19 protein-coding genes are annotated in these 20,351 nt (G+C 66.8%); 8 read left to right on the forward strand and 11 right to left on the reverse strand.

Going from position 1 to position 20,351, the window contains the following annotated elements; genetic code table 11:
• Positions 1–2: 2 nt before the first annotated feature.
• Together AC1X6S_RS07950 and AC1X6S_RS07955 are read right to left on the reverse strand one after the other, a co-directional pair.
• Positions 3–1,208, reverse strand: coding sequence for an NAD(P)/FAD-dependent oxidoreductase (locus AC1X6S_RS07950; RefSeq protein ID WP_483405219.1), 1,206 nt, complete (start codon positions 1,206–1,208; stop codon positions 3–5).
• A complete protein-coding gene (locus tag AC1X6S_RS07955) occupies positions 1,205–1,405 on the reverse strand; it encodes a ferredoxin (RefSeq protein WP_483405220.1) in 201 nt (66 codons plus the stop codon). The genes AC1X6S_RS07950 and AC1X6S_RS07955 overlap by 4 nt, the downstream gene beginning before the upstream one ends.
• 126 nt (positions 1,406–1,531) lie before the next feature.
• On the opposite strand from AC1X6S_RS07955, the gene AC1X6S_RS07960 reads away from it, so the two are divergent.
• Complete coding sequence (locus AC1X6S_RS07960; RefSeq protein ID WP_483405221.1) at positions 1,532–2,368, forward strand: sulfite exporter TauE/SafE family protein; 837 nt, start codon at positions 1,532–1,534, stop codon at positions 2,366–2,368.
• A 35-nt stretch (positions 2,369–2,403) separates the two neighbouring features.
• Here AC1X6S_RS07960 and AC1X6S_RS07965 read toward each other — a convergent pair whose 3' ends face one another.
• On the reverse strand, positions 2,404–3,843 hold the full coding sequence (locus tag AC1X6S_RS07965; RefSeq protein ID WP_483405222.1) for an LCP family protein: 1,440 nt from the start codon (positions 3,841–3,843) through the stop codon (positions 2,404–2,406).
• Positions 3,844–4,092: 249 nt separating this feature from the next.
• Here AC1X6S_RS07965 and AC1X6S_RS07970 point away from each other — a divergent pair, with 249 nt between their 5' ends.
• From AC1X6S_RS07970 to AC1X6S_RS07985, 4 genes are all read left to right on the forward strand, one after another.
• The gene (locus AC1X6S_RS07970) at positions 4,093–4,743 is read left to right on the forward strand and encodes a DUF937 domain-containing protein (RefSeq protein WP_483405223.1); all 651 of its coding nucleotides are present in this window, start codon (positions 4,093–4,095) and stop codon (positions 4,741–4,743) included.
• 194 nt (positions 4,744–4,937) lie between these two features.
• A complete protein-coding gene (locus tag AC1X6S_RS07975) occupies positions 4,938–5,384 on the forward strand; it encodes an FAS1-like dehydratase domain-containing protein (protein ID WP_483405224.1) in 447 nt (148 codons plus the stop codon).
• Positions 5,381–5,800, forward strand: a complete 420-nt coding sequence (locus AC1X6S_RS07980) for a MaoC family dehydratase (protein WP_483405225.1) — start codon at positions 5,381–5,383, stop codon at positions 5,798–5,800. The genes AC1X6S_RS07975 and AC1X6S_RS07980 overlap by 4 nt, the downstream gene beginning before the upstream one ends.
• 6 nt (positions 5,801–5,806) lie before the next feature.
• Positions 5,807–6,931, forward strand: a complete 1,125-nt coding sequence (locus AC1X6S_RS07985; RefSeq protein WP_483405226.1) for a UDP-N-acetylmuramate dehydrogenase — start codon at positions 5,807–5,809, stop codon at positions 6,929–6,931.
• A gap of 108 nt (positions 6,932–7,039) precedes the next feature.
• Here AC1X6S_RS07985 and AC1X6S_RS07990 read toward each other — a convergent pair whose 3' ends face one another.
• From AC1X6S_RS07990 to aceA, 7 genes are all read right to left on the reverse strand, one after another.
• Positions 7,040–8,239: a pyridoxal phosphate-dependent aminotransferase gene (locus AC1X6S_RS07990; RefSeq protein WP_483405227.1), complete on the reverse strand. Its 1,200-nt coding sequence runs from the start codon at positions 8,237–8,239 to the stop codon at positions 7,040–7,042.
• 1 nt (position 8,240) lies between these two features.
• A complete protein-coding gene (locus AC1X6S_RS07995) occupies positions 8,241–8,906 on the reverse strand; it encodes a winged helix-turn-helix transcriptional regulator (protein ID WP_483405228.1) in 666 nt (221 codons plus the stop codon).
• Between the two features lie 13 nt (positions 8,907–8,919).
• Positions 8,920–9,360 (reverse strand): VOC family protein, encoded by a 441-nt coding sequence (locus AC1X6S_RS08000; RefSeq protein ID WP_483405229.1) that lies wholly within the window; start codon positions 9,358–9,360, stop codon positions 8,920–8,922.
• A gap of 209 nt (positions 9,361–9,569) precedes the next feature.
• Positions 9,570–10,508: a hypothetical protein gene (locus AC1X6S_RS08005; RefSeq protein ID WP_483405230.1), complete on the reverse strand. Its 939-nt coding sequence runs from the start codon at positions 10,506–10,508 to the stop codon at positions 9,570–9,572.
• Complete coding sequence (locus AC1X6S_RS08010) at positions 10,505–11,131, reverse strand: RNA polymerase sigma factor (protein WP_483405231.1); 627 nt, start codon at positions 11,129–11,131, stop codon at positions 10,505–10,507. The genes AC1X6S_RS08005 and AC1X6S_RS08010 overlap by 4 nt, the downstream gene beginning before the upstream one ends.
• A gap of 119 nt (positions 11,132–11,250) precedes the next feature.
• Positions 11,251–12,915, reverse strand: a complete 1,665-nt coding sequence (gene aceB, locus AC1X6S_RS08015; RefSeq protein ID WP_483405232.1) for a malate synthase A — start codon at positions 12,913–12,915, stop codon at positions 11,251–11,253.
• A 67-nt stretch (positions 12,916–12,982) separates the two neighbouring features.
• On the reverse strand, positions 12,983–14,284 hold the full coding sequence (aceA, locus tag AC1X6S_RS08020; RefSeq protein ID WP_483405233.1) for an isocitrate lyase: 1,302 nt from the start codon (positions 14,282–14,284) through the stop codon (positions 12,983–12,985).
• A gap of 164 nt (positions 14,285–14,448) precedes the next feature.
• Between aceA and AC1X6S_RS08025 the strand changes: the two genes are divergently transcribed.
• Entirely contained in the window at positions 14,449–15,933 is a 1,485-nt protein-coding gene (locus AC1X6S_RS08025; RefSeq protein ID WP_483405234.1) for a helix-turn-helix domain-containing protein, read from the forward strand.
• A 21-nt stretch (positions 15,934–15,954) separates the two neighbouring features.
• Here the strand turns inward: AC1X6S_RS08025 and AC1X6S_RS08030 are convergent, their stop codons facing one another.
• Positions 15,955–17,427, reverse strand: coding sequence for a four-carbon acid sugar kinase family protein (locus AC1X6S_RS08030; RefSeq protein WP_483405235.1), 1,473 nt, complete (start codon positions 17,425–17,427; stop codon positions 15,955–15,957).
• A gap of 159 nt (positions 17,428–17,586) precedes the next feature.
• On the opposite strand from AC1X6S_RS08030, the gene AC1X6S_RS08035 reads away from it, so the two are divergent.
• Positions 17,587–18,501, forward strand: a complete 915-nt coding sequence (locus AC1X6S_RS08035; protein ID WP_483405236.1) for an NAD(P)-dependent oxidoreductase — start codon at positions 17,587–17,589, stop codon at positions 18,499–18,501.
• Between the two features lie 103 nt (positions 18,502–18,604).
• Complete coding sequence (locus tag AC1X6S_RS08040; RefSeq protein ID WP_483405237.1) at positions 18,605–20,344, forward strand: dihydroxyacetone kinase family protein; 1,740 nt, start codon at positions 18,605–18,607, stop codon at positions 20,342–20,344.
• Positions 20,345–20,351 lie beyond the last annotated feature (7 nt).

The following is a 20,351-nucleotide window of genomic DNA, read 5'->3' on the forward strand; positions in this document are numbered from 1 at the left end:
CCTCAGCCCCCGACGACGTCCGCCCAGGCTGTGCGGTCGACGATGAGCTGCCGCCACTGGCGCAGCGCCTTCGCGGCGCCGACGCCGAGTGCGCCGACCACCCGGTCACCCCGGCGGAACACGGCAATCATTCGGCGCTCGACGAGCGAACCCTCGAGGATCCGCACCTCGTCATACCCCTTGATCCACCCGTGCACCTGCAGCTTGAGGTCGTACTGGTCGGTCCAGAAGTAGGGCACCGAGGCGAAGGCATCCGGGGCTCCGTCGAGCAATCGACCCGCGACGTGCACGGCCTGCTCGGTCGCGTTCGTGCGGTGTTCGACCCGCATCGACTGGTTGAACGCCGGGTTGTCCCAGCGCGCCACATCGCCGGCGGCATAAACGCCGGGCGCCGCAGACAGGTCAGGCGCGCACTCGACCCCGTCGCCGAGCCGCAGCCCGCTGCCGGCCAACCAGCCGATCGCCGGGGTCGCCCCGATCGCGACGAAAACGACATCCGCCCCCAGCCGGGAACCGTCGGCAAACTCGACGCCGGTCACCCGGCCGCCCGCTGACACCAGCGAGCGCACCGCGGACGCAGCTCCGGTCCGCAGCTCGACACCGTGAAGCCGATGCAGGGCGGCCACCTCGGCACCGATCGCAGGGCCAAGCCCGCGTTCGAGCGGCGTCGGCAGCGCGTTCACCAGGGTGACGTCGAGTCCGAGCCCGACGGCAGCCGCCGCGACCTCCGTGCCGAGAAAACCACCGCCGACGATCACGAGGTGCCGCCCGGCGACGAGTACTTCCTTCAGCCCGAGCGCATCGTCGAGGGTTCGAAGGGTATGAACTCCCGCGAGGTGCGTCGAATCCGGCAGCACCCGTGGTGTCACGCCGGTCGCGACGACGAGGCGATCGAACGCAAGGTCCGTGGCATCCGACAACGACACAACCGAATGCTGAACCTCGAGCGCCGTCGCCGTGACACCCGAACGGATGCTCACCCCCAGGCTCTCGAGGTCGGCGTCGGTTTTCAGCGCGATGCGTGCGGGCGCCCACTCGCCGGTGAGCAGCTGTTTGGCGAGGGGCGGCCTGTCGTACGGCGTGTGGCGTTCACTGTCGACGAGGGTCAGTTCGCGGTCGTACCCGTTTCGGCGGAGCGCTGCGGCAGTGGTCAGCCCGGCGGCCGACGCCCCGACGATGACGACATGAGAGGGAGGGGCGTCGCTCACGACTCTTCGACGAGCCTCAGTGCTGCCGACGGGCAGCTGAGGACGGCGTCACGGACGGCATCGTGCTCATCGGCGCCCGGGTTGGCGTTCAGCAGAATAACCTTGCCCACCTCGTCGTCCTGGTCGAAAACGTCGGGCGCGATGGCTGCGCACACTCCGGCGGCAACACACACTTCGATATCGGCAATGACCTTCATCGGTTCCTCAATCTCCTCGAGGCCCGCACCAAGCGCGCCTCCTCCAATTCTGGCACTAGCCGGGACCCCGGGCGTGCGCTGCAGCCCGAGCTCGCAGCGCTTTCACACGGCCTTCCTGCCAGGTCGATGGCGGTGTGGCGGCTGGTAGGTTCTTTCTCGGCCGTCTGGGCCGCGAAGGGGAGACGGATGCGACAGCCACGAACGCGAGGACACTGGGCCTGGCTTGTCCTCATCGGCCTCGCCGCAGGGTTCCTGTCCGGCCTCTTCGGCGTTGGTGGCGGCATCCTGATTGTTCCCGCTCTTCTGCTCCTGCTCGCGCTTGACCAGCGCATCGCCGCGGGCACTTCGCTCGCCGCGATCGTGCCGATGGCATCCGTTGGTGTGCTCAGCTACGCACTCAGCGGCTCCGTCGACTGGATCGCCGCGCTTCTCCTGATCGTCGGCAGTGTCGTCGGAGCACAGATCGGCATCCGGCTGCTCAACCGTATTCCGCGGCGGGTCGTGACCTGGCTCTTTATCGGGTTTCTTCTCGTCGTGATCGCAACACTGTTCCTCGTCACACCGTCGCGTGATGCGTTTGTTGAGATCACCGTGCTCAGCGGGGCGGGGCTCGTGGCACTCGGCCTTGGCACTGGCGTGCTTTCCGGTCTCCTCGGCATCGGTGGTGGCGTCGTGATTGTGCCGCTGCTCATCCTTCTCTTCGGCGCGAGTGACCTCGTCGCAAAGGGCACGTCGCTCGCCGTGATCATTCCAACGGCGCTCTTCGGCACCATCGGGAACTTCAGGCGGGGCAACGTCGATCTGCCGGCCGCCGCCGCGATCGGCGTTGCCGCCTGCACGACCACGGCCGCCGGGGTCGCTGTTGCCGCTGTTATCTCGCCCGCGCTCTCATCCGTGCTGTTCGCGATCTTCCTCGTTGCCATCGCCGTACAGATGACGGTGAAAGTGCTTCGCTCGCGCTAGTCGTTCGCGGTGCTCGCCCCAGCTGGCGCGAACCGCTAGTTGATGCAGGCGGTTTCGCCGAAACTCTGGGGAGAGTTGGTCGGGGTGGGGGTCGGCGTCGGGTCCACGGGCGCCTCGCTTGGCGGAGCTACTGGCGCGTTCGGGTCGGTCAACGTCGGGTTGTCGGCACCGACGGTGAGCGTGACGACCGTTGCGGATTCGGACTGAACGACCGACGCTCCCGGGTAGTAGCTCGAGAGCGCCTTGGCTTGCGCTTCCTGGCCCGCGGGATACGTGATCGTCGTCTTCGAAATTATCGTGCCAGAACCAGGCTCGGTGACGATGAACCCGACGGCCGCGAGGGCATCGGTGTTCCGTTGTGCGACCCCGGAGATGCCAGCACCATTGACCACTTTGACCGTTGTTTCCGATGGCGCGGCGGCGACCGCAGCACCGTACGGGGTCGGCACTCCGGTCACTCCGGCGATGAATTCGGGCATCGCGGCGTGGTCGATCTCCACGACGGACAGCTTCTGTCGGCCAACCTTGATCGTCGGCATGCCAAGGACGGGAATCGTGGCGGACTCGATATTGTCCGGTTTCAGGTTGCGAAGCTGGGCGGCCAGATCGATCAGGTTGAGGCCGGGATCCATTTCGATCGACGAGGACACCGCGTCGAGTACCTTCTGAAGTTTGGCCGGGTTGAGGAGGGTACCCGCCGACAGCATCTTGCGCGCCTCCACCGACAGGAAGTATTGCTGCCGAACTTGACGATCGAGGTCGCCGTTGGGCAAACCGTGGCGCTGCCGCACGAAGGCCAGGGCCTGTTGAGCGTTGAGTGTCGAAACGCCCGCGGGCAAATCGACGGTCGAGTAGGGGTCCTTGACCGCGTTGATCAGGCATACCTCGACCGGGCCGAGAGCCTCGACCACCTCGTAAAACCCGAGCAATGAGACTCTGACGAAGTGGTCGATGGTGAGGCCCGAGAGGTTCTGGATGGTCTGGATGAGTAATTGAGCGCCAGCCGCCTCGTTCCCACCCAGGCCGAAAGCGGCGTTGAGCTTGTTCTTGCCGTGGCCGGGGATATCGACCCATGAGTCCCGGGGGAACGAGAGCAGGGTGACCTTGGACCCGTCCGCCGGGATGTGCATCACGATCATCGTGTCGGTGTTTACGCCACCGTCGTCATGTTCGGTCCCGAGCTTGGCCAGGTCTTCATCTGACGCCCCGGCCGGCCGGTGATCGTCGCCAACGAGAAGGATGTTCTGGCTCTTTCCATCGACGTCGTCTGCGTCGTCACCCGTCGACTGCGGGATGGCATCGATGTGCGTGATTCCCGTGACGAAGCGCTGGTAGTTGTAGAGCACGTAACCGCCGGAGACAACGAGGGTGAGCACCAGGCTGAACCCGAGCCACCGAAGCGCGACGACGCCCGCTCGTGGCTTTCTCCGGTGTGCGACGGGCCCGGAGGCGGGCAGGTGCAGCTCGTCGGTCATCGGACGAGCCTCAGTCCCGCGCCGCGGTTGTCCGGAACGCACGGCGGAGGAGTCGGGGAGAGAGGAATCGTCACGAGCACACCCCAGAGTAGAGGCGCGTCCCTGAGAATTCGGGGAACGGGCGGGGGGTGTGGACGGAGAACTGTGAAAGTTCTCCGTTCACACGGAAGTCCCTATCGTGGTCGGGGACCCCTCTGTACCCTTTTGCCAGTCGTACGATGGGGGCGGCGCGCAACAGGGGGAGAAACCATGCCATCACTGGATGACCTGCTCGGCAGAATCCCGATAGCCGAGGTTGCCAACCGGCTCGGTGTCGACGAATCCACGGCATCCGCAGCCGTCGAAGAGGCTCTGCCCGCCCTGGTGAGCGCCCTCGAGACGAACGCTGAGGATCCGGCGGGCGCGGCATCCCTCGAGAAAGCGATCTCCGATCATTCGCCCGCTCTCGTCGACGGACCGGTCAACCTCGAGGAGGTCGACCCTGCGGACGGGGAAAAAATCGTCCGGCACATCTTCGGCGAGCACAGGGACCAGGTCGTCGCGACGCTCTCCGCGGGGACGGGGCAGTCTCGAGCGCCCGACGGTTCGGTCTTCAGCCAGCTGCTGCCGCTACTTGCACCGATCGTGTTGAGCTACGTCGCGAAGCAGTTCTCGGACCGCAAACAGACGACCCGGACCGTGCAGCCGATCGAGCCGATGCAGCCGCGCCAGCTGAAGCCGAAGGATGAACCGACCGGCCTCGGTGGGGTACTCGGTGGCCTGCTTGGCGGCAACAAGCCGTCCGAGGAAAGCGGCGCCGGGATCCACGAGGTGCTCGGCGGGCTCCTCGGAGGAGGCGGAAAGACGTCGGGTGGAATCGGGGACGTGCTCGGCTGCTTCCTTGGCAGCAGCCGGACCTAGCGAGATCGGGCGGAACGGTTCCACCTCCGACTCGGCGGCCTCTGTTTCTGCGCCCTGGCTCTTCGGATGTTGATTTTGCCGACCCGCCGGGCCGAATTCCGCCTCACGGCCGGTACCCCTTGCGGAACCCCGGCGGGGCCGCAGGTTATGGCCGTGAGCCGCCGGACGAAGCCGCGCCCGGGTAGGCTGGGCGGGTGCCAGTAAACCCCGAACTTCAGGGTCGCGTGTTCCCGCCGGCCCCGCCATATCTCGTCGGGCTCGAGAAGATTCGCGAATTCGCGAAAGCCGTGTTCGCCACGAACCCGATCCACTTCGACACGGATGCCGCGCGCGCAGCCGGTCACGCAGACGTCGTTGCCCCGCCGACCTTCCCCGTCGTTGTGCAGGAGCAGACACTCGCTCAACTGCTCAGCGAACCGGATGCCGGCATCGACTTCTCGCGGGTCGTCCACGGCGACCAGCGGTTCAGCTTCTCCCGGCCCGTTGTCGCCGGTGATGAGCTCACGGCGACCCTCGCGGTGACGAGCGTCAAAACCCTGGGCCCGCACGCCATGGTGACCGCTGAGTCCACCATGGTCGATGCCTCGGGTGCCCACGTCGTCACGGCGACATCCACCCTTGTTGTGCGAGGTGACGAATGAGTACCCCGACCCTTGACCAGCTCACCGTCGGTGACGTGATCGCCGAACGCGAGTTCCCGCTGACGCGCGATTCGCTCGTTCGGTACGCCGGAGCATCCGGAGATTTCAACCCGATTCACTACCGCGACGATGTTGCGGCATCCGTTGGACTGCCCGGTGTTCTCGCCCACGGCATGCTGACCATGGGATTCGCCGTTCAGCCGGTTGTCGACTGGGTTGGCGACCCCGCTCGCGTCGTTGATTACGCGGTGAAATTCACCCGGCCGGTCATCGTCGACGCGCAGGATGGCGCCCTCGTCACTGTGGTCGCGAAGATCGGTGCGATCGAGCCGGGTATTGCGCGCGTCGACCTCACGGTGAGCTTCGACGGCAAGACTGTCCTCGGCAAGGCCCAGGCGCGCGTTGCGCTCGGATAACCGCCGATGACGACACTCGCTGAACTGACGACCCTCCGGGTCGGTGGACCCGCCGCGCACACGGTCACCGCCACCACCCGCGACGAGCTTCTTCGCGCCGTCACCGCAGTCTGGGACGAGGGCGACGATCCGTTCGTGCTCGGCGGCGGCTCCAATGTGCTCGTCGGCGACGACGGCTACGACGGCACCCTCGTTCGCGTCGCGACGCGGGGCATCGAACAGGTCGGTGCCGCGAACGGGCGCGTGCTGCTCCGGGTGGAGGCCGGCGAGAGCTGGGACGACCTCGTCGCCTATGCCGTCGATCGCGGCCTCGCCGGAATCGAAGCGCTCAGCGGCATCCCCGGATCGTGCGGTGCCGGCCCGATCCAGAACATCGGCGCGTACGGGCAGGAACTGTCGGCGAGCCTCATCGCCGTCGAACTGCTCGCCCGTGAGCACGGCGACCTCGTCCGCGTGCCGGCATCCGAACTGGGCCTTGGCTATCGCACGTCAGTGCTCAAGCGGCACGGCGGGGAGGCGCCGGTCCGTGACGGTGTTGTTGTGTCGATCGACGTTGAACTGACGGATGCCGGCGGGCTGAGCGCTCCTGTCGCCTACCCGCAGCTGGCCTCATCGCTCGGCGTCGAGCTTGGCACGCGGCTCCCGATCGCCGACGTTCGGCGCACCGTGCTCGAGCTTCGCCGGTCGAAGGGCATGGTTCTTGACCCGGCAGACCCTGACACTTCGAGCGCCGGATCCTTCTTCACCAACCCCATCGTCTCCGAGTCGTTCGCCCGGTCGTTGCCGTCGGACGCCCCGCGCTGGCCGATCGCCGATGACGACGCAGACGACGCGGTCGTCATCCCCCTCGGTGAGTGGACGGGCGAGGTCCCGCGCCCGTCGCTCGAGCATGACGCACGGGTCAAGCTCTCCGCAGCCTGGCTGATCGAACGCTCGGGCATCCGTCGCGGGTTCCGGTTGCCGGGCTCGCGCGCCGCAATCTCGAGCAAGCACACACTCGCCCTGACCAACACGGGTGGGGCGACGGCCGATGAGATCGCCGCGCTCGCGCGCTACGTGCAGATGCGCGTCGGTGCGGAGTTCGGGGTCGTGCTGCAGCCCGAGCCGGTGTTTGTGAACGTCGAGTTCTAGGCGGGCGCTGCGCCGAACGCATCAGTTGCGGTCGAGCGCATCAGTTGCGCGGGATGTTCTCGACCGGAAGTGATGTTCTCGGCGGGTGTTCACCCGTCGGCGGTGCGCCTACCCGAACAGCTTCTGCAGCCGCTGGGCGCCCTCGAGCAGTGCGTCGTCACCGAGCGCGTAGCTGAAGCGCAGGTACCCCGACGGGCCGAACGCCTCGCCGGGAACGGCGGCGACCTCGGCCTGATCGAGCATGAGATCAGCGAGCTCGAGCGAGGTCGTCGGCGTGACTGGGCCGAACTCCCTGCCGAGCAGCCCCGTCACATCCGCGTAGACGTAGAACGCGCCCTGCGGGGTCGGCACGGCAAAGCCGTCGATCTTATTGAGCTCGGAGACGATGAGCTTGCGGCGTCGATCGAATGCCAGCCGCATGGTCTCGACGTCGTCCTGGGGGCCAGTGAGCGCGGCAATCGCGGCACGCTGGGCGATGTTGTTGACGTTGCCCGAGAGGTGCGACTGCAGGTTCGACAGCGCCTTGATGGCATCCGTGGGTCCCACGGTCCAGCCGACCCGCCAGCCGGTCATCGCGTAGGTCTTCGCGACACCGTTGACGAGCAGGGTTTGCTCGGCGAGAGCGGGAACCGCCTCGACGATCGACAGGGCCTTCACGCCGTCGTAGGTGAGGTTCTGGTAGATCTCATCGGTGATGACCCAGAGCCCGTGCTCGAGCGCCCACTCGCCGATGGCCTTCGTCTGCTCGGGCGAGTACACGGCACCGGTCGGGTTCGATGGCGACACGAACAGCAGCACCTTGGTGCGCTCGGTGCGCGCGGCCTCGAGCTGTTCGACGGTGACCTGGTAGCCCTGCGATGCGTCCGCGAACACCTCGACGGCGACACCGTCGGCGAGGGCGATGACCTCGGGGTACGTGGTCCAGAACGGCGTCGGCACGATGACCTCGTCGCCCGGGTTGAGCAGCACCTGGAACGCTTCGTAGACCGACTGCTTGCCGCCGTTGGTGACGAGCACCTGGCTCGCACTCGCGGCGAGACCGGAGTCGCGCAGGGTCTTCGCGGCGATGGCCTCGCGCAGGTCGGGCAGACCCGCTGCCGGCGTGTACCTGTGGTTCTTCTTGTCGCTCGCGGCGGCAATCGCGGCGTCGACGATGTGCTGCGGCGTCCCGAAGTCGGGCTCGCCAGCGGCGTAGCTGATCACGGGGCGGCCCTGGGCCTGCAGCGCTTTGGCCTTCGAGTCGACCTTCAGCGTGGCTGACTCGGCGATGGCGGAAATCTTGGTGGAGAGTCTCGGTGTTGTGCTCACCCTAGAAGGGTACCGTCTGGCGTGCGGCCGTGAAGGTTGCAGCGAAGCGGTCCATCAGCGCCGCGTTGCCGATGAGGATCCGCACGATTCCCCGCTCGATCGCCGCGTCCGCCGTCACCTCGCCCGTGATCACCGAACGGATGCCGTGACCGGCCGCGAAATCGAGGTCGGCATCGATCGCACCCGAGGCGCCCGGTGAAATGTCGAGCGTCGGACCGTCCACCCTGGCGGTGATGTGGATGCCACCCACCCGCACACCGTACGCCGTCGGTTCGTAGCTGCTGGCGGCATCCGTTCGGAACACGGATCGAAGATCGAGGGTCAGCGATTCCGTGGTGATGATGTCGTCGTCGGCCGGTTCGCCCGCCGCGCTGAGCCCCCACCGGCTCAGTGCGAGGACGACCTGCTCGAGTTCACGGCCGGCATCGGTGAGGTCGTACACGACCGAGTGGTGAAGTGGGGCGCGACGGATGACGCCGCCCTCCTGCAGCTCTTTCAACCGGGTGCTGAGGATGTTGGTGGGAATGCGCGGCAGCCCGGCCTTGAGATCGGTGTAGCGGCGTGGGCCGACGAGCAGGTCGCGAACGATGAGCAGCGCCCACCGTTCGCCGACCAGCTCGAGCGCACTCACCAGGCCGCTGTTCTGACCGTAATTGCGAGCTGTCATGACGCGGCGCGCTTCAGGCCTCGACGCCCTGTTCTGCCATATACGCTTCTGGCCCCTTCTCGACGGCAGCGGGTTCCATGTAGAGGAATCCGAGGATGTTGCCGTCCGGGTCCTCGAGGTCACGTGAGTACATGAACCCGTAGTCCTGGGCGGCGCGCGGTTCCGTTCCCCCCGCCGCGAGCCCCTTCTCCATCATGGCGTCCACTGCTTCACGGCTCTCCCGGCTGAATGCGGTTGAGGCCTGCGCCGAAGTGGTGGTGTCGATGATCTGCTTGTCGGTGAATGTGGAAAAGAATTCATGCGTGAGGAACATGAAGTAGATGTTCGTGTCGACAACGACGCACGCGGCGTTCTGGTCGGTGAACTGCGGATTGATTGTCCAGCCGAGGGCCGAATAGAACGCTTTGCAGCGCTCAAGGTCCGTTGTGGGGAGGTTGACGAAGATGTCGGTCATGATGTCTCCTTTGACGTTCCGGCGGTGACGGTCACCGTCAGGAGCCATGCTTGCAAAAAGCAAGTAACTCGTCAAGGCCCCCGTTTCCTGGAGGGCCTCCGCCTTCCAGTCGCGCAATTACGTCGAATGAAGGCTCCATAAGACGTAATCGCGCCACTGGAAGCGAACGGATGCCGTCAGGCGAGGTCGACGCCGGCGGCGCGGATCGCCTACGGCGCCTCGTCGACCACCGTTGTCGTCACGGCGGTGTAATACTCCACGGTTCCGGCAGGTATGGCATCCTGCGCAGCAGGAGTGAGTGAGCGTTCGCCGATGAACTGGCCGGTGTCCGGGTCGACGATGATCTCCGGGACCGTGGTGTCGGAGTCGATGCTGAATGCGATGCCGGTGCGCCCGTTCAGGGCAGCGTTGCCGTCGGTGATGCGGATGCCGGGCAGCAGCGCCAGGGCCCGGTACAGCGTGGAGCGCTGTTCCGCCGCCATCGTGCCGTCGCGGAGCAACTGTGCGGCGTACGAGAGAGCACCCGCGTCGGTGCCGTCGCCGTACGGCATCTCGTGAAGGAACGCCAGGGCATCCTCCGGGTCGCTCGGCACAACGGGCTCGTCGACCTCGCCGCCGAGTTCCCGGGCGTGGACGAAGTCTCCATCGGAATCCCGCGTGATACGGACGACCCCGTTCTCAACCGTGTTTGCCCAGTCACGCGCGGCTGCCGCGCGCGACGCCTCACCGTAGAACTCCGTGGCCGGCTGCGCGGTCACCCGCTGTACCCAACTGTCTCCGGGACTCGCAGGAACGAAGACCTCGGACACCGAGGTCGACCGGTACGCCGAGTACTCGCCGTCCGCGGCGATCTCGTAGGCCAGGAACGCCTCCTCGGTGGTGATCTTCAGGTACTGGCTCGCGCCAACCACAGGGTCCGACACGCTGATCGTCCGGTCCGCAGCGTTCCGCAGCGCCTCCGACGCCTGGGCGGCGTCCGGACTGGGGCCGAACACGACGGTGCCGACGACGAGCGCGGCCGCGAGCGGCACCGCGATGAGGCCAGCGATCAGAGGTCGTCTGGGTGGCTGAGGGGACACAGGGTGCTCGACGGTGTCGACGAGGATGCGTCGGAGGGCGCTGGATTGTTCGGTGCCGAGGGAGGTCATCGGGAATCACTCATTTCGATCGAAGCGGAGGCGGTGTTATGGGTGGCGGATGCGGCGGCCCGGTTTGTCGCCGGAGCCAGCAGTTCAGGGGTGACGTCCCGGCGAAGACGACTGGCCAGTGACTTCTTTGCCCGGTGCAGCCGGGACTTCACGGTTCCGACCGGAACACCGAGGGCCTCGGCAGCCTCGGCTTCGCTGAAGCCCTCGATGACGCACAGGGCGACAACGTCGCGGTGGTGAGTCCCGAGGTCACGGAGCGCCGTCATCGCGGCGCCGTCGTCGAGCATCAGCTCGGGTCCAGCCTGCGGGTCGGGGCGGGGAACGTGTTCGAGCAGGTTCCGGTAGCGCCGGGCCGCCCGCGAGATGTTCCTCGACGAGTGGGATGCGGTCACGAGAAGCCAGGGCAAAAGTGACCCGTTCACAAAACGCACGTCACCGCGCTTGCGCCACGCTTCAAGAAAAGTGACCCCGACGACATCCTGGGCGTCGTCAATCGCCGGTACCATCGCGAGGCTGTGGCGGTAGACGCGCTGGCTGTGCCTGTCGAAGATGCGGGCGAAGGCCTCGCCGTCTCCGGCCAGAACAGCGCGCCACTCGTCGGCGTCGCTCAGGGGAATACTCATACCTGTAGTGTCCGGCACGCCACGAAAGGTTCCATCGATTCCAAAGTTTTCTTCGGCGATCGCACAAACGGTCCCCGCACGAGCGTGCGGGGACCGTTGTCAGGGGCGAATGGATGCCGTCAGGCCAGGTCGACGAGGAACCTCGAGTACGCACCCACCGTGAGGAAGGTCGGGAACTCGTCCTTCAACGCGACGTCTCGGAATACCTCTGCGGCGTCGTCGAACCGGTCGCCGTCGAACCTGTCGACCGAACCGAGCAGCTCGGTGAGGATCTCCTCGACCCGGTCACGGGTGATCGGGGCGCCGTCATCGGTGCGCACGTCCTGGTGAATCCACTGCCAGATCTGTGAGCGGCTGATCTCGGCCGTCGCGGCGTCCTCCATCAGGTTGTCGATCGCCGCAGCGCCGACGCCGCGGAGCCACGATTCGAGATACCGGACGCCGATTGAGACGTTGTCGCGAAGCCCGGCATCCGTCACCGCACGACCGATGTGCACGTCGAGCAGCTGCGCCGCGGTCACCTCGACATCGTCGCGCTGCCGGTCGAGCTGGTTCGGGCGCTCGCCGAGGACGGCGTCGAACTCACCGCGGGCCGTCTCGATCAGGTCGGGGTGAGCGACCCAGGTGCCGTCGAAACCGTCGCCGGCCTCGCGTCGTTTGTCTGCCGAGACCTTCTCGATCGCGCGGGCGGTCACGTCGGGGTCGCGGCGGTTCGGGATGAAGGCGCTCATCCCGCCGATGGCGTGCGCGCCCCGCTTGTGGCAAGTCTTCACGAGCAGTTCGGTGTATGCCCGCATGAACGGCACGGTCATCGTCACCTCGCTGCGGTCGGGCAGAACGAATCGGGCACCGCGGCCGCGGTAGTTCTTGATGATCGAGAAGATGTAATCCCAGCGCCCCGCATTGAGACCGGCGCAGTGGTCGCGCAGCTCGTAGAGGATCTCGTCCATCTCGAACGCGGCGGGCAGGGTCTCGATGAGCACCGTCGCTCGGACGGTTCCGTGCGGGATGCCTGCGCGCTGCTCCGAGAACGTGAACACATCGTCCCAGAGGCGGGCTTCCTCACTCGACTCGAGCTTGGCAAGGTAAAAGTACGGCCCGCGGCCCGCGTCAATGAGCGCCTGCGCGTTGTGAAAGAAGTACAGGCCGAAGTCGACGAGGCTTCCGGATGCCGCCATCGAGTGACCGGCGGAGTCAACGAACCGAAGGTGCTTCTCGACGAGGTGCCAGCCGCGCGGTCGCATCACGATCGTCGGGGTCTCGCCCGTGGTGAGCGTGTATTCCTTACCCTCTGGGCTGGTGAAGTCGATCTGCCGACGGATCGCGTCGAACAGCGAGATCTGTCCGCCGATGACGTTCGCCCAGGTCGGGCTTGTGGCGTCCTCCTGATCGGCGAGCCACACGTTAGCACCCGAGTTGAGCGCGTTGATGGTCATCTTGCGGTCGGTGGGACCGGTGATCTCGACGCGACGGTTTTCGAGGCCCGGCCCCGCGCCGGCGACGCGCCACGTGGCATCCGCCCGGATCGATGCGGTGTCATCGCGAAACTTCGGGTCACGGCCGTTGCCGATCTCGAACCGGCGGCGCATGCGGTCGGCGAGCCGGTCGTGCCTCGGACCGGCGAAGCGCTGGTGAAGCTCGGCGAGGAACTGCAGTGCCTCGGGGGTGAGGATCTCGTCGAATCGTTCGTGCAGCCTGCCGACGACCTCGATGCGAGGGCCGGTGTCTGTGGGGGAGGTGGCTGGTGTCGTGGTCGTGCCGGGTTCGGTGAGCAGAGTGTTCATGATGACAATCCCTTCGGGGTCGCCCGGCCGCGAACGAGCTGTCGCGAACGGCCGGGCGGAAAAATGGTTAGTGGAACTGGTCTTCTTCGGTCGAGCCGACGAGCGCGAGGGTGGCGCTCGTGGGGTTCAGGGCCGTTGCGATCCGGTCGAAGTAGCCTGTGCCCACTTCGCGCTGGTGCTTCGTCGCGGTGTAGCCGTCTGCCTCCGAGGCGAATTCGGCCTCCTGCAGTTCGACATATGCGCTCATGGCGCGGTTCTTGTAGTCCTGAGCGAGCGTGAACATCGAGTGGTTCAGCGCGTGGAAGCCAGCCAGCGTGATGAACTGGAAGGCGTAGCCCATGGCGGCGAGTTCCTTCTGGAACGTCGCGATCTGCGCGTCGTCGAGGTGGGATTTCCAGTTAAACGACGGCGAGCAGTTGTAGGCGAGTTTCTTGCCGGGGAAGTCCTGGTGGATGCGCTCGGCGAACCGGCGGGCGAGCTCGAGGTCCGGCTCCGCCGACTCGACCCAGAGCAGGTCGGCGTACTCGGCGTAGGCGAGGCCACGGGAGATGACGGTGTCGATGCCGTTGTTGACCTCGTAGAAGCCTTCGGCGGTGCGGGTTCCGGTGAGGAAGGGGCGGTCGCGCTCGTCGACGTCGCTCGTCAGCAGCGTCGCCGCGAGGGCGTCGGTGCGGGCGATGATGACGCTCGGCACGCCGGCAACGTCGGCGGCGAGCCGGGCAGCGTTGAGGGTGCGGATGTGCTGGCTGGTCGGAATGAGGACCTTGCCGCCCATGTGCCCGCACTTCTTCTCGCTCGCGAGCTGGTCTTCCCAGTGCACGCCAGCCGCTCCGGCCGAGATCATGGATGCCATCAGTTCGTACGCGTTGAGCGGTCCGCCGAATCCGGCCTCGGCGTCGGCGACGATCGGGGCGAGCCAGTCCACCGTGGTGGTTCCGGTCTCGGCGAACTCAATCTGGTCAGCGCGGAGCAGGGCGTTGTTGATGCGGCGGACGACGCTCGGCACCGAGTTGGCCGGGTAGAGCGACTGGTCCGGGTAGGTCTGGCCCGAGAGGTTCGCGTCTGCGGCGACCTGCCAGCCGGAGAGGTAGATGGCCTTGAGGCCGGCACGAACCTGCTGCACCGCCTGGTTGCCGGTGAGAGCACCGAGTGCGGGGACCCACTCTTCGGAGTGGATGAGGTTCCACAGGTTCTCGGCACCGCGACGGGCGAGGGTTGCGTCCTCACGGACACTGCCCCGAAGCGCGACGACCTCGGCGGCCGTGTAGTCACGCCGGACACCTTCCCAGCGGGGGTTGGCGTCCCACTCGAGCTGCAGTTCGGCCGCGGTCTGGACCTGGTCGCCTGGGCGGGTGTTGTCGGTGCTCATCGTTGTGCTCCTTCGTCGTGGGCCGAACCGGCTTCGAAGAGCCATGGTTCGGAGGTCGTACAGAGAGTCTGCGTGCGCCGCCAGACGCCCGACCCGGAAAAGTCCGCAGAAAAAGCGCGATTCTTCTGGTTGTCGAAAGGACCGCCGAATGCGACGATGACACCATGACCAGCACCGCAGCTGACCCCCGAATTCTCGCTACTCCCGAGTCCGACGAGGGAACCGTCGACGCCCTCCTGCTGGGGCGTCGCATCCGTTCGCTGCGCGTTGCCCGCGGAATGACGCTCGAGCAGCTGGGGGCGGCGATCGACCGTGCACCGTCCCAGGTGTCGACGATCGAGAACGGCAAGCGGGAGCCACGGCTCTCGATGCTGCGCCAGATCGCGACGGCGCTCGGCACAACTACCGACGATCTTCTGCGCGATGAGGCCCCGAGCGAGCGGGCGGCCCTCGAGATCGCGCTCGAACGTGCCCAGCGCGGCCCGGTCTTCTCCGCGCTCGGCATCGACCCGATCCGGGTGTCGAAGGGGCACAGCGATGACACGCTGCGCACGATCCTGGCGCTCGCCACCGAGGTCGAGCGGCTGCACCGCGAACGCGCGGCGACCCCGGAGGAGGCCCGGCGAGCAAATGCCTCACTGCGGGCGACGATGCGGGCGAAAGACAACTACTTCCCCGAGCTCGAGGCGCAGGCGAAGCAGCTGCTCGCCGCCGTCGGGCACACCGGCGGCCCGGTGTCACAGCAGCTCGTCGGGGACATGGCCAACCACCTCGGGTTCACGCTGCACTACGTCGGTGACCTGCCGCACTCGACCCGGTCGGTGACCGATTCACGCAACGGCCGGATCTACCTGCCCACGTCGCAGTCGGCATCCCGCGACTCGCGCTCACCCGTTGTGCAGGCCTTCGCCAGCCACGTGCTCGGTCACCTGGAGCCGACGAGTTACGCCGACTTCCTCCGACAGCGGGTCGAGACCAACTACCTCACGGCGGCGATCCTGCTGCCGGAGTCGGATGCCGTCCGGTTCCTCACCGAGGCGAAGAACTTCCGCCGGATTTCAATGGAGGATCTCCGCGACGCGTTCGCCGTCTCCTACGAGACCGCGGCGCACCGCTTCACCAACCTCGCCACCGCACGCCTCGGCATCCCCGTGCACTTCACCAAGGTCCACGAATCGGGCACGATCGTGAAGGCGTATTCCAACGACGGTGTGAAGCACCCGACGGATGCCCTCGGCGCGGTCGAGGGGACGACCGTCTGTCGCAAGTGGACGGCGTTCACCGTCTTCGCTGCTGAAGACCGGTTCAGCCCCTGGTACCAGTACACCGACAACCCGAACGGCACGTACTGGTGCACGTCGCGGATCGAGAAGGCCAAGGAGGGCGATTACTCGGTGACCGTCGGGGTGCCGTTTGAGCACGTGAAGTGGTTCCGTGGTCGGGAGACGGCCAACCGGTCGCGCTCCAGCTGCCCGGACGAGAGCTGCTGCAAGAGCGCACCGAGCGAGCTCGCCGAGAAGTGGGAACACCAGTCCTGGCCTGCGGCACGGACGCCGACGAGTCTGCTCGCGGCGCTGCCGACGGGAACATTTCCGGGCGTCGACCAGGTGGAGGTCTACCGTTTCCTCGAGGCACACGCACCGGCGTAACCGCCCGGCCGCGCCCGTGCGTCAGGCGCGAGCGTCGCCGCGGAGGATCTTGACGGCCTCAGCCAGGGTCTCGTCCGCACCAACATTGCCGGCGAAGACGACGTAAGGGAGCCCACTCAGGGCCGGGTTGTCCTCCCCGACGTGCAGCCAGACCGAGACGATGCCGGGGAACAGCTGGCCAGCCACCATTGCCCGTCGGATCTTCAGACCGCCCGTGGCAACATCGCTCGACGTGATGCCGCCCTTGGCGATCACCCACGCTGGCGTCGCATCACTGACGGCGACTTCGGTGAGTGCGACGAGCATCGCGGAGACCGTCTGCGCGATCACGAGGCTGGAATGACCGGAGTCGCCGGTGATCTGTTCGCGACTCGAGGCGAGGACGACGTCTGTGCGGCCGAGCGCCGAGATCAGCGCTTCGGCGACCCGCGCGAGTTCGGGGCCGGTGCCTTCGGGGTCGAGCAGTCGCGGCACGTCGAGGACAACTGTCTCGATGTCGGTGACCTCGGACTGCAGGTGCGCGACCTGGCGGGTGGTGAGCTCGACGTGCGACCCGACAACGACGAGTCCGTGGCCAGGACGCTCGCCCCCGGCGAAGATCTCGTCGTGGGTGAGCGGATCGCGGGCGGCGATGCCGAGCCTCGCTCCCGGGAACGACGGCCCGCAGCGGGTCAGAACCCTGGCTCCCTGTTCTTCTGCCAGCAACAGCCCGAGCACGACGACGTCGAGGTCGGCTTCATCGAGCAGGTTGACCGCGACCGGCTGGGCGTCGGTGCAGCCCAGGAGAATGTCGCGCACCCGCTCGGGGCCGCCCTCACGGATGTCCTCGAGACCGATGCTGATCACATCCGTCGCCGCGATCGCACCACCCGTCTTTTCCTCGATGTACTCGGGAAGGGTCGATGCCGAAAAGCCGAACGTGGCATCCTTCGCGTAGTTCGAGCGTCCGACGGGAACGAACGTGTTCCCGGTGCCGACGTAGTGCACGTCTCCCACGGTTACCCGCCCCGCCGGGAAATAGGCAGGCGCGAGGAGGAGAGCGTTGAACGGCGTCCCAGTGGCTGCCGCCTGCTCGATGAGCACGTCTGTTTCGAGCGGGTAGTGGCCACGGAGGGTGGAATCGCCGCGCGCGATCAGCGCGATCTCAGCGCCTCGCCTCCTGGCTTCCCGCTCGACCGCTCTGGCGACCTCTGATACCCGTTCGCGGGCTTCGTCGTCGTTGAACCCGCGGGAGTTGGTGAGGATGAAGAACCCGTGGCCTGGCTGGTCGAACGCCCACTCGAGGTCATCGGCGTCCCAGCTGGTCAGCACCGGGGTGTCGTGAACGGTCTGGCTTCCGGTCGGGTCGTCGTCGAGCACGATCACCCAGCGGTTGCCTGACTCGTTGGCCTCGCGAATCCTCCGACGTGCGTCAGGGATGGTCAGCGGCGCGGGGAGTCCCGTCGAGAGTTCCTGCATCGTGCGGCCCGCCGGCGCGTTCGGTGTGTCGCTCATCTGCTGCTCCCCGTTGATACTGCCGGTCGACCCGGCGCTGTGGCTCCACTGCCGCTCCGGAACCGCCACGGTCCGTTCCGGGTGACAGCGCCAAATATATAAGATGTCGGACACATCCACCGCGGGTGTGACCCGCAACGGCGCTGACAGGAGATCCGCATGACGACGACACCCCAGGCATCCGCCCCTGACACCGTGGCCATTCTCGGTCTCGGGGCCATGGGGCTGCCGATGGCGACGCGACTCGCCAGCGGCCTGTCTGTGCGGGCCTTCGACTTCGATCCGGCACGGATGGCGCTCGCCGCGGAGCGGGGCGTGACCTGTTTCGACTCGGCACCTGACGCTGCGCGCGGCGCGGATATCGTGCTGATCGCGGTGAGAAACGGCGAGCAGCTCGACAGTGCCCTCTTCGGGCCCGATGGCGTCGCCGAGGTGCTTCGGCCCGGAAGCATCGTGATCCTCACCAGCACGATCGGGGCGGATGCCATTCCGGCGACCGTCGATCGGCTCGCCGAGCGTGGGGTCGAGCTTGTCGATGCGCCGCTGTCCGGTGGTCCGGTTCGGGCAGGGCAGGGCGATTTGCTCATTGTCGTCGGGGCGTCACCCCGGGCGCTCGAGCGCGCTCGTCCGGTCCTCGACCTGCTCGCGTCGACGCTCACGGTGGTGGGCGACAAGCCGGGCGACGGGCAGGCGATGAAGACCGTCAACCAGTTGTTGTGCGGTGTCCACATTGCGGCAGCGGCTGAGGCGCTTGCCCTGGCTGATGCACTGGGTCTCGATCCGGGCAACGCTCTGGCGGCCCTCGAGGCGGGCGCGGCCGGATCCTTCATGCTCTCGAATCGCGGACCGCGGATGCTGGAAGCGTACGACGAGGATGGCGCGGAGGTGTTGAGCAGGCTCGATATTTTCGTCAAGGACCTGGGCATCGTTGGCGCGGCAACGCGTGCCGCCGGGCTGCCGGCACCGGTCGCTGCGGCAGCCGAACAGCTGTTCCTGCTTGGCCAGGCGCAGGGTCTCGGTGCCGCCGATGATTCCGCGGTGATCCGGGTCATCGCACCCGATCGGACCGAATGACGGTCGGTTTTCGTCGGCAAGTCGCGTAGCTGAGACCCATCGACACGACTGGAAATATCCTATAGGATTAGTCGAACCACACACTCAACGTCGAGGAAGACACATGACCAGGCTCTGGAACGAACCCGAGAACTTTGCAGACGAAATGACCGATGGATTCGCTCGCGCCAACGCGCGATGGGTCCGCCGGGTGTCAGGAGGGGTCACCCGCTCGACCCGCTCGGAAGAACCGACGGTGTCCCTCGTGATCGGCGGCGGGTCAGGTCATTACCCGGCGTTCGGCGGCCTGGTCGGTCACGGTCTGGCACACGGGGCCGCCATGGGAAACCTGTTCGCATCGCCGTCCGCGCGGCAGGTCGAATCGGTCGCTCGCGCGAGCGAACAGGGCATGGGCGTCCTGCTGAGCTACGGCAACTATGCCGGCGACGTTCTCCACTTCACCGAAGCGCAGGACAAACTCCGTGCCGACGGCATCGACTGCAGGACCGTGACGGTGACGGACGACATCTTCAGCGCACCAGCGGGCGAGCAGGAGAAGCGCCGGGGGATCGCAGGGGACCTCACGGTGTTCAAGGCCGCCGGCGCCGCTGCCGCGGCCGGGTACGACATGGACGGCGTCGAGCGAGCCGCCATCCTCGCGAACGATCGCACACGCACGATGGGTGTCGCCTTCACCGGGTGCACGCTGCCTGGAGCCGCCGAACCGCTGTTCACCGTGCCGGAGGGACGGATGGCCATCGGTCTCGGCATCCACGGTGAGCCTGGCATCGACGAGGTCGACATCCCCAGCGCAGACGGCCTCGCGGAACTCTTCGTCGAGCGCCTCCTCGACCCCGCTGAGATTCCCGACGGTGTTACCGTGTCGGGTGCGCGGGTGGTTCCCATCCTCAACGGCCTCGGCTCGGTGAAGAACGAGGAGCTCTACGTCGTTTTCGACCGCATCGCCACGTTGCTGGAGGATGCCGGTGCCGTGATCGTCGATCCGCACGTCGGCGAGTTCTGCACCAGTTTCGACATGGCCGGTGTCTCGCTCACCCTGCTCTGGCTCGACGACGAGCTCGAGACCCTGTGGCGCGCCCCTGCCGACACCCCCGCGTTCCGCACGGGTTCTGTCGACAGCACTGCGCAGGTTGAACGGGACGAGATCGACGACTCGGTTGCCGAGGAGGTCATCCCCGACGCGAGCGACGAGTCCAGGCGTGCTGCTGCGGTGGTTGTCACTGCGCTCGAGGCGATCGTCTCGGTCATCGACGCGAACGCAGAAGAACTCGGCCGCATCGACGCGATCGCCGGGGACGGCGACCACGGTATCGGGATGAAGCGCGGCTCACACGCCGCGCTCGCCGCTGCCCGCTCCGCGCACTCGAACGGGGCCGGCGCCCAGAGTGTGCTCGCTTCGGCGGCGGATGAGTGGTCGAACCGGGCCGGTGGTACCTCCGGCGCGATTTGGGCGGTCATCCTCCGCACCGTCGGCGAGCGGCTCGGTAACACGGCACCGGTCACGGCGAACGCCGTTGCCGATGGACTCGTCGGCGCCAGTAATGCCGTCATGGATTTCGGTAAGGCGAAGGTTGGCGACAAGACCATGGTCGACGCGCTCGTGCCTTTCGCCGAGACGCTCAGCCAACGTATTGGTTCCGGCGATAGTCTTCCCGCCGCATGGTCGGCCGCGGCAACTGCCGCACAGGACGCAGCGGACGGCACCACCGACATGATGCCGGGGATGGGCCGCGCCCGATCGCACGGTGACAAGGCGCTCGGGGTCGCGGATCCCGGTGCGGTGTCACTCGCGATGATCGCGGCGGCGGTGCAGGGTGTCCTGCCCACGGCATCCGTTCTCTGATTTACCC

It is taken from the genome of Mycetocola sp. Y442 (genome assembly GCF_056898615.1).

Coding starts and splice junctions, on each gene's coding strand:
- AC1X6S_RS07955 (WP_483405220.1), bottom strand. CDS start 1,405: ATGAAGGTCATTGCCGATATCGAAGTGTGTGTTGCCGCCGGAGTGTGC.
- AC1X6S_RS07960 (WP_483405221.1), top strand. CDS start 1,532: ATGGCGGTGTGGCGGCTGGTAGGTTCTTTCTCGGCCGTCTGGGCCGCG.
- AC1X6S_RS07965 (WP_483405222.1), bottom strand. CDS start 3,843: ATGACCGACGAGCTGCACCTGCCCGCCTCCGGGCCCGTCGCACACCGG.
- AC1X6S_RS07970 (WP_483405223.1), top strand. CDS start 4,093: ATGCCATCACTGGATGACCTGCTCGGCAGAATCCCGATAGCCGAGGTT.
- AC1X6S_RS07980 (WP_483405225.1), top strand. CDS start 5,381: ATGAGTACCCCGACCCTTGACCAGCTCACCGTCGGTGACGTGATCGCC.
- AC1X6S_RS07985 (WP_483405226.1), top strand. CDS start 5,807: ATGACGACACTCGCTGAACTGACGACCCTCCGGGTCGGTGGACCCGCC.
- AC1X6S_RS07995 (WP_483405228.1), bottom strand. CDS start 8,906: ATGACAGCTCGCAATTACGGTCAGAACAGCGGCCTGGTGAGTGCGCTC.
- AC1X6S_RS08000 (WP_483405229.1), bottom strand. CDS start 9,360: ATGACCGACATCTTCGTCAACCTCCCCACAACGGACCTTGAGCGCTGC.
- AC1X6S_RS08005 (WP_483405230.1), bottom strand. CDS start 10,508: ATGACCTCCCTCGGCACCGAACAATCCAGCGCCCTCCGACGCATCCTC.
- AC1X6S_RS08010 (WP_483405231.1), bottom strand. CDS start 11,131: ATGAGTATTCCCCTGAGCGACGCCGACGAGTGGCGCGCTGTTCTGGCC.
- aceB (WP_483405232.1), bottom strand. CDS start 12,915: ATGAACACTCTGCTCACCGAACCCGGCACGACCACGACACCAGCCACC.
- aceA (WP_483405233.1), bottom strand. CDS start 14,284: ATGAGCACCGACAACACCCGCCCAGGCGACCAGGTCCAGACCGCGGCC.
- AC1X6S_RS08025 (WP_483405234.1), top strand. CDS start 14,449: ATGACCAGCACCGCAGCTGACCCCCGAATTCTCGCTACTCCCGAGTCC.
- AC1X6S_RS08030 (WP_483405235.1), bottom strand. CDS start 17,427: ATGAGCGACACACCGAACGCGCCGGCGGGCCGCACGATGCAGGAACTC.
- AC1X6S_RS08035 (WP_483405236.1), top strand. CDS start 17,587: ATGACGACGACACCCCAGGCATCCGCCCCTGACACCGTGGCCATTCTC.
- AC1X6S_RS08040 (WP_483405237.1), top strand. CDS start 18,605: ATGACCAGGCTCTGGAACGAACCCGAGAACTTTGCAGACGAAATGACC.